Annotated in this window: 6 protein-coding genes; all 6 read left to right on the forward strand. The window is 63.8% G+C overall.

The annotated features are described in order from the left end of the window. A partial coding sequence (locus O2807_09440; protein ID MDA1000717.1) for a hypothetical protein occupies window positions 1-536 on the forward strand: 536 nt, incomplete at its 5' end. Between the two features lie 95 nt (window positions 537-631). Further along, on the forward strand, window positions 632-1075 hold the full coding sequence (locus O2807_09445) for a VOC family protein (protein MDA1000718.1): 444 nt from the start codon (window positions 632-634) through the stop codon (window positions 1073-1075). A gap of 74 nt (window positions 1076-1149) precedes the next feature. Further along, entirely contained in the window at window positions 1150-2499 is a 1350-nt protein-coding gene (locus O2807_09450) for an HlyD family efflux transporter periplasmic adaptor subunit (protein MDA1000719.1), read from the forward strand. Next, the gene (locus tag O2807_09455; GenBank protein MDA1000720.1) at window positions 2496-5696 is read left to right on the forward strand and encodes an efflux RND transporter permease subunit; all 3201 of its coding nucleotides are present in this window, start codon (window positions 2496-2498) and stop codon (window positions 5694-5696) included. The genes O2807_09450 and O2807_09455 overlap by 4 nt, the downstream gene beginning before the upstream one ends. A 123-nt stretch (window positions 5697-5819) precedes the next feature. Next, the gene (locus O2807_09460) at window positions 5820-6920 is read left to right on the forward strand and encodes an alcohol dehydrogenase catalytic domain-containing protein (protein ID MDA1000721.1); all 1101 of its coding nucleotides are present in this window, start codon (window positions 5820-5822) and stop codon (window positions 6918-6920) included. 29 nt (window positions 6921-6949) lie between these two features. Then, complete coding sequence (queF, locus tag O2807_09465) at window positions 6950-7348, forward strand: preQ(1) synthase (GenBank protein ID MDA1000722.1); 399 nt, start codon at window positions 6950-6952, stop codon at window positions 7346-7348. Window positions 7349-7519 lie beyond the last annotated feature (171 nt).

Genomic DNA, 7519 nt, shown 5'->3' on the forward strand with positions numbered 1-7519 from the left:
ATCCGGCCGACGCGAAGGGGCTGCTCAAGGCCGCGATCCGGGACGACAACCCGGTCTTCTTCTCCGAGCACAAGATGCTCTACAAGACCAAGGGGCCGGTCCCCGACGGGGATCACATCGTCCCCTTCGGCTCGGCCGCCGTGAAGCGCGCGGGCACCGACATCACCCTGGTGGGCATTGGCTATCAGGTGGTGAACTGCCTCAAGGTCGCCGATGCGCTGGCGGGCGAGGGGATCAGCGCCGAGGTGGTCGATCCGCGCTCGCTGGCCCCGCTCGATACGGCCACCATCGCCGAGTCGGTCCGAAAGACGAACCGCTGCGTCGTGGTCGAGGAGGGGCACTTGCACAGCGGCGTGGGCGCGGAGATCGCCGCGGCGATTCAGGAGGAGGCCTTCGACTATCTGGATGCCCCCATCGGCCGGGTGGCGGCCCGTCAGGCGCCAATCCCCTTTGAGCCCACGCTGGAGGAGTACGTGCTGCCCAGTCCCGAACGGATCACCGAGGCGGTGAAAAAGGCGATGGGCGTGACGGTCTGACGCGGTTTTTTTCTGCTTTTGGACCTCTCAGGCCCCTTCCCCGCGAAGGGGCCTTTTTTTCGATATTTGCGATGTGGACAAGGGGGAGGAAGAAGATGGCTCTTCTCAGCATCAACCACACCAGTTTCACGGTCGCCGACGCCGGGGCGCTGGCCGAGTGGTACTGCGACCGGCTGGGATTCGAGGTGGCCGTGGATGCGCGCCGCCCGCAGGATTACACCGAAAAAGTTACCGGGATCCCTGGCGCGGAACTCCGGAACATCTACATTAAAGGGGGCGGCTATCATATCGAGCTGGTCGAGTACACGAAGGCGAAGGGGGTGCGGATCGACACGGCGACGAACAATCCTGGCAGCGCCCATATCGCCTACAACGTGGACGATATGCAGGGGATGTACGAGCGGCTCAGCGCCCGCGGGGTGAAGTTCATCTCGCCCCCCATCGAGATTCCCGACGGCCCGAACGCCGGGGGGCGGGTGGTCTACCTGGAGGACCCGGAGGGCAACACGCTGGAGTTCATTGAGCGGCCCGCGGGGTAGGCCGGGGTTGCCGGGTGCGGGTATACTTCCCGGAGAGAAGGGAAAGCCTCTTGCCGTTCTGGAGGTGAGATCAATTGAATTTCGAGATGGACCGGAAAAAATGGTTTGTGGCCGGTGCCGTGGGTGTGTTGATCGCCGGTCTGGCGATCGGCGTATACCTGATCCGCAACCGTCCGCGCCCGGAGACAGCCGCTGTCACCCGTGCCGGACGGGTGGTCCGCACGAGCGTTCTGAAAAAGGTGGAGAAAACCTTCTGGATCACGGCCTACGGCACGGTTCGCCCGAAAACCGAGATCACGTTGGTCCCCGAGGTTTTGGGCCGGATCATCCGCCGCTCTCCCGGTTTCCGTACCGGCGGTTTTGTTCCCAAGGGAGAGGTGCTCTTCGAGATCGACCCGGTGAACTACGAGCTGGCGGCGGCCCAGCGGCGGGCGCAGATTGTTCAGCTCGAAGCGGACATCGCCCGCCTCCGCCAGGAGGAGAAAAACCACCGGGCGGATCTGGCCATCAACCAGCGCCAGCTGAAAATCGTCGAGAATGAGTTGGCGCGGAACCAGAGGCTTCGCAAGCAGGGGGTCATCTCTCCCGGCCAGCTCGACGCCTCCACCCAGTCCTACATCCGCCAGGAGCAGGCGGTTCAGGCCAGCCGGAACGCCCTGGCGCTCATCCCCTCCCAGATCGCACAGAAAGAGGCCGCGCTTCTCGTGACGCGCGCCCAGCTGCAGGAAGCCCTGCTCAACCTCGAGCGGACGAAGATGCGCGCGCCCTTCGACGGCCGGGTCCGGGAGACCACGCTCGAGGTGGGGGATTTTGCGCGGGTGGGCGAGCCGGTCGGAAAGATCCACGATGTCTCCGTCCTCGAGGTGCCCGTCTCTCTCCCTGTCGAGGATGTCCGGTGGGCGCTCCGCCGCGGAAGCGGCGGCGCCGCTTTTCCCCGCACCCAGGAGGAGGTGCAACAGTTTTTTCCCCGCGCGGAGATTCTCTGGACGCGGTTCGGCCAGACGTTCCGCTGGGACGGCCAAGTGTCGGTGGTGGGAGCCGGCCTCGATGAAACCACGCGGGCGCTCACCCTGGTGGTCGAAGTGCCCGAGCCGCGGAAAAACTGGCAGCCCGGCAAACATCCTCCCCTCGTCGTGGGCATGTTCGTGCGCGCGCGCATCGAGGGGGTGACGGTTCAGAATGTTTTCGTCATTCCCCGCGCGGCGCTGCACGAGAATGACGATGTGTACATCATGAAAGAGGACCGGCTCGACGTGCGGCGCGTGCAGGTCATTCGCAAGGGGGAGAATGAGGCGGTGATCAGCAACGGCATCCGGGAAGGGGAGCGGCTCATCCTCTCGGTCATCCCGGCCCCGGTTCCGGGGATGCACCTGCGTACCGCCGAAGATTCTCCCGCCCCATCTCCCCGGGCGGCCCGCCCATGAAGCGCATGATCGCGGTGGCGGCGGAGAATCCGGTCTTCGCCAATCTCCTGATGGCCATCCTGATCATCTTCGGCGTCGGCGCAATCGTTCAGATCAAGAGCGAGCTGGTGCCCCAGTTTTCGCTGGACCGGGTTCAGGTCGCCGTCACCTGGGAGGGGGCGAGCCCCGAGGAAGTCGAGGAGGGGCTCTGCATCAAGATCGAGGAGGCGCTGACCAGCGTCGAGGGGGTCAAGCAGATCACCTCCACCGCCCTGGAACACCGATGCGTCGTCGTTGCCGAGCTGGAATCCTGGGTGAAGGACCTCCGGAAAACCCAAGACGACATCAAGGATGCGGTGGACCAGATTGACACTTTCCCGGACGAGATCGAGCGGCCCGTCGTCACTGAGGTCAAGCGAATCGATCAGGTGCTCGACATCGCGGTGTACGGAAACGTGCCCGAGGTCGCCCTCAAGCGCATCGCCGAGGAGATCAAGGACGATCTGATCGAGATGCGGGGGGTTTCCCAGGTGGTGATCAGTGGCCTGCGGGAGTGGGAGATCGCCATCGAGGTTTCCGAGGCCACCCTCCGTCAGTACGGGCTCACCTTCAGCGGGCTGGCCGACATCATCCGCAAGAACGTGCTGGAGCTGAGCGGGGGCGACATCCGCTCCCCCGAGCGGCGCATCCGCATCCGCACGCTGGGCAAGCGCTACACCGGCAGGGAATTCGAAAACCTTGTGATCCTCACCCGAAAGGACGGGACCATCCTGCGTCTGGGCGAGATCGCCCGCGTCGTGGACGGCTTCGAGGACACCGATCAGACGGGCCGCTTCAACGGCAAGCCGGCTGCCCTGATCGTCGTGAACAAGACCGAGGAAGAAGACGCTCTGGGTATCGCCAAGGCGGTCAAGGCCTATGTGGAAAGGAAGCGGAAGGAACTGCCCAGGGGCGTGGAGATTGCCCACTGGGCGGACACCTCGCGGATGATCGAGGATCGGCTCGACCTCCTTTTGCGGAACGGCCGCCTCGGGCTGGTCCTGGTGTTCTTGTCACTGTGGCTTTTCCTGAACATCCGGCTCTCTTTCTGGGTGGCGATGGGCATTCCCGTTGCGCTTATGGCGGCGCTCGGTTTTCTGAATTTCGTCGGCGGCACCTTGAACATGCTCTCCATGTTCGCCTTCATCATGGTGCTCGGTATCTTGGTGGATGACGCCATCGTGGTGGCCGAAAATATCTACACGAAATTTAAGGAGGGCCGGCCGTTTCTCGAGGCCGCCATCGAGGGGGCCTACGAGGTCGCCTGGCCAGTGGTAGGCACTGTCACCACCACGATCGCCGCCTTTGTGCCACTGATGATGGTCGAGGGGACGATCGGAAAGTTCATGGCGGTGCTGCCGGTGGTGGTGATCGCCTCGCTCATCGCCTCGCTGATCGAGTCGCTGTTCATTCTCCCGGCGCACCTGGCGGACTGGCTCCGCCTCCCGCGAGAGGGAACCTTCTCCAGCCGGCTCCGCGCCCGGATCGACGGGCGGGTCGAATGGACGATTCACAGGACCTATGCCCCCGCCGTGCGGTTTTGCCTGGAGGCCAGGTACCTGGTTGCGGCCGCGGCGGTGGCGGTCTTCGTCATCACGCTGGGGCTGGCGGTCGGCGGCCACGTGCGATTTTTGTTCTTCCCGAAATTCGACGCCGACTGGGTGGAGGCCAGGCTCATTTTCCCGGAGGGAACCCCGATCGAGCAGACGGCCAATGCCGCCAAGCGGATCGAGGTGGCCGCGAAGGCGCTCAATATGGAATTCAAGACAAAAACGGGCGAGCCCGCCGTCAAGCATGTATTTTCCTTGCTCGGGGTTCACGTGACACAAAACCGCACGACTGTATCGGGCAGTCACGTTACGCACTTGATCGTCGAGCTTCTCCCCTCGGAGCGGCGCGGCTTCTCCAGCAACGAACTCGTCAACCGGTGGCGGGAATTGACCGGCCTGATCCCGGACACCATCAGCCTGACTTTTGGCGGAGTGGCGGTACGCCCCAGCGGAAAACCAATCGAGGTGCAATTCGCGGGTGATCGTATCGCGGATCTTCGCGCGGCAGCCGCCGCGCTCAAGGCAGAGCTCAAAAAATACCCCGGCGTGCAGGACATCGAGGATGACTTCCGCCCCAGCAAGCTGGAGTTGCGCGCGGCGCTCAAGCCGCAGGCGCGGGTGCTGGGGGTGACGCTGCAGGATCTGGCTCTTCAGCTGCGGGCCGGCTTTTTCGGCCTCGAGGTACTGCGCCTCCAGCGCGGGAGGGACGACGTGAAGGTGAAACTCCGCTATCCGCCCGAGGAGCGCCGGGCGCTGGGAGATGTCGAAAACATGCGCATCCGCACGGGGACGGGGGTGGAGATTCCCTTCTCCGAGGTGGCCGATGTCCAGATGACCCGCGGCCTCTCGGAGATCAAGCGCATCGACCGGCGGCGCGTCATCGCGGTCACGGCGGAGATCGACGAGGCCAAGGCCAATCCGACCGAGATTCTGGGGGCGCTTCAAAAGACATTCTTTCCGCAACTGCTCCGCTCCATTCCGGGGGTGCGGGTGCGCTTCGAGGGGCAGGCGAAGGACACGCGCGAATCATTGGGGAGCCTCTTCCGTGGATTCCTGATCGCGGCGATGGTCATCTACGGCATTCTGGCCACCCTGTTCCGCAGCTACTTTCAGCCCCTCATCGTGATGAGCGCTATCCCCTTCGGCTTCGTCGGGGCCGTGTGGGGGCACATCCTCATGGGTTACGATATTTCGATGATGAGTCTTCTGGGGGTCGTCGCCCTCTCCGGGGTGGTGGTGAACGACTCGCTCGTTCTGCTCGATTTCGTGAACCGCTTCATCTCGCGGGGGACCGAGGTGCACCCGGCCCTCGTGCAGGCGGGGATATCGCGCTTCCGGCCCATCGTCCTGACCACCCTGACCACGGCCGCGGGCCTGGGGCCGATGATCTTCGAGCGAAGCTTCCAGGCGCAGTTCCTCATCCCGATGGCCCTCAGCCTGTGCTTCGGCCTGCTCTTCGCAACCGTCATCACCCTGGTGCTTGTCCCGGTGTTTTCGCTGATCGGAAACGACATCGTCCGCGGTCTGCACCGCCTGTGGGGAGGACGATGGCCGAGCCGCGAGGAGGTGGACGTCCACTGGCCGGGCCCGCCCGCATCCGGGCTTGACCGCACGGCGGCGGAAGGGTAGTTAATCAGGGACATTCCGCGCGCAGCGACCGGAAATTCTTTGCATTTGCGGAAAAATTCAGTTCGACCGCCGAATCCACTTTGAATCGCTTTCCCTTCGGGGAAAATTGGGGAGAGCCTGCGAATGAGCGAACCGAACGGCGTCCGCTACGGCGAGGAAGTCAAAAAGGAGATGGAGGCGGTTTTTCTCAATGCCCCGAACGAGCTGGAGGTGGGGCTGGCCCCCACGCCGGTGCCGCTGACGGGCGAGGTGCTCGTCAAGGTCGAGAGCACGACCATCTGCGGCACGGACATCGAGATCATCAAGGGAAACCATGCCCCTCGGTGGCCGAGCCAGTTCCCGGCCATCATCGGCCATGAATGGGCCGGCCGCATCGTGGCCATGGGGCCCCACACCGAGGGCTTCGGTCTGGAGATGGGCGACCATGTGGCGGGAACCAGCCACGCCGGCTGCGGCGCCTGCCGAATGTGCCTCATCGGGCGCTACAACCTCTGCTACAACTATGGCAACACCATCACTGGTCACCGCCAGTACGGCCACGTCTCGCAGGGCTCCTACGCCGAGTACGTCGCCAACAACATCCGGGCGTTGCACAAGATGCCCAAGGACATGCCCTTCGAGGTGGGCTCTGTTGTCGATCCGGCCGCCTGCGGCCTCTGGACGGCCAAGCGCGCCGGGATCAACGCGGGCGACACGGTTGTTGTCCTCGGCTCGGGGCCGATCGGTGTGTTCGCCTTCGAGTCGGCGCGCGCCCTGGGCGCGGGCCGGGTGATCGTCGTGGGCGGCGGCAAGCGCCTCGAGATGATCGCCGCCCAGGGGGTCGAGACGGTAAGCTACCGCGAGGGTGGGGTTCCCGAAAAGATTCACCAGATGACGGATGGCAAAAAAGCCAACGTCGTCCTCGAGACGGCGGGGACGAGTGAGAGCTTCAAGTGGACGGTCGAGTGCGCCGGCAAGGGTGCGCGCATCGCCATCACGGGGATTCCCGACGATATTCCCGATTTCGTGTGGAAGCGCGTCGTCCTCGAAGAGATGGACATTTTCGGCGTGCGCGCGAATCCGAACTGCGGCGATGAGGTCATCGCGATGATCCAGGGCGGGCGGATCCAGGTCACGCCCTACATCACCCATCGCTTCCCGCTCCGCCAGTACCAGGAGGCCTATGACACTTTCGTCGCCCGCAAGGACGGCGCCATGCTCGTTAACCTCACGCCGGGGGCGTGAGGGGAGGATTTCTCCGGGAGAGTGCCGCGGTGGGCGATGAGAAAAAGTACGGCGCGAAGATGATCGAGGAGGCGCGGCTCGAGGCGGTGCCCAATCCATCTCCCGATCGGGACTACGTGATCGACTTCAGTATCCCCGAATTCACCTGCCTATGCCCGATCAGCGGCTTTCCCGATTTCGCGACCATGCGCATCCGGTACATCCCGGGAACGCAAATCGTCGAGCTCAAATCGCTCAAGCTCTACATCAATCGTTTCCGCGACCAGTCACTTTTCCACGAGCAGGCCGTGAACCGGATACTGGACGATCTGGTGGCAGTCTGCGCCCCCAAGTGGGTCTGGGTCGAGGGCGATTTCAACGTCCGGGGAAACATCAAGACCAAAATCCGCGCCATGCACGGCGAGCGCCCCCCCGGCGTTCCGGACTAGGCTGGCACGCTCCTCTCCAGAATTTCTCTCGAGGATTTGACTCCCTCCGGCCACACCCCGAATAATAGACCCCGTATCGTCTGACAAATATGAATCTGACCCACCCCCTTTCCTGGGGGCAGGGATGACCCCAACGCGGAGGTTTTCATGGCGGACTACAAAGTGGCGGGA

The sequence above is a fragment of the bacterium genome (genome assembly GCA_027622355.1).
Taxonomy (GTDB): domain Bacteria; phylum UBA8248; class UBA8248; order UBA8248; family UBA8248; genus JAQBZT01.

Excerpts from the sequence above, each read along its gene's own strand:
- O2807_09445 (MDA1000718.1), top strand. The coding sequence starts at position 632 with ATGGCTCTTCTCAGCATCAACCACACCAGTTTCACGGTCGCCGACGCC.
- O2807_09455 (MDA1000720.1), top strand. The coding sequence starts at position 2,496 with ATGAAGCGCATGATCGCGGTGGCGGCGGAGAATCCGGTCTTCGCCAAT.
- O2807_09460 (MDA1000721.1), top strand. The coding sequence starts at position 5,820 with ATGAGCGAACCGAACGGCGTCCGCTACGGCGAGGAAGTCAAAAAGGAG.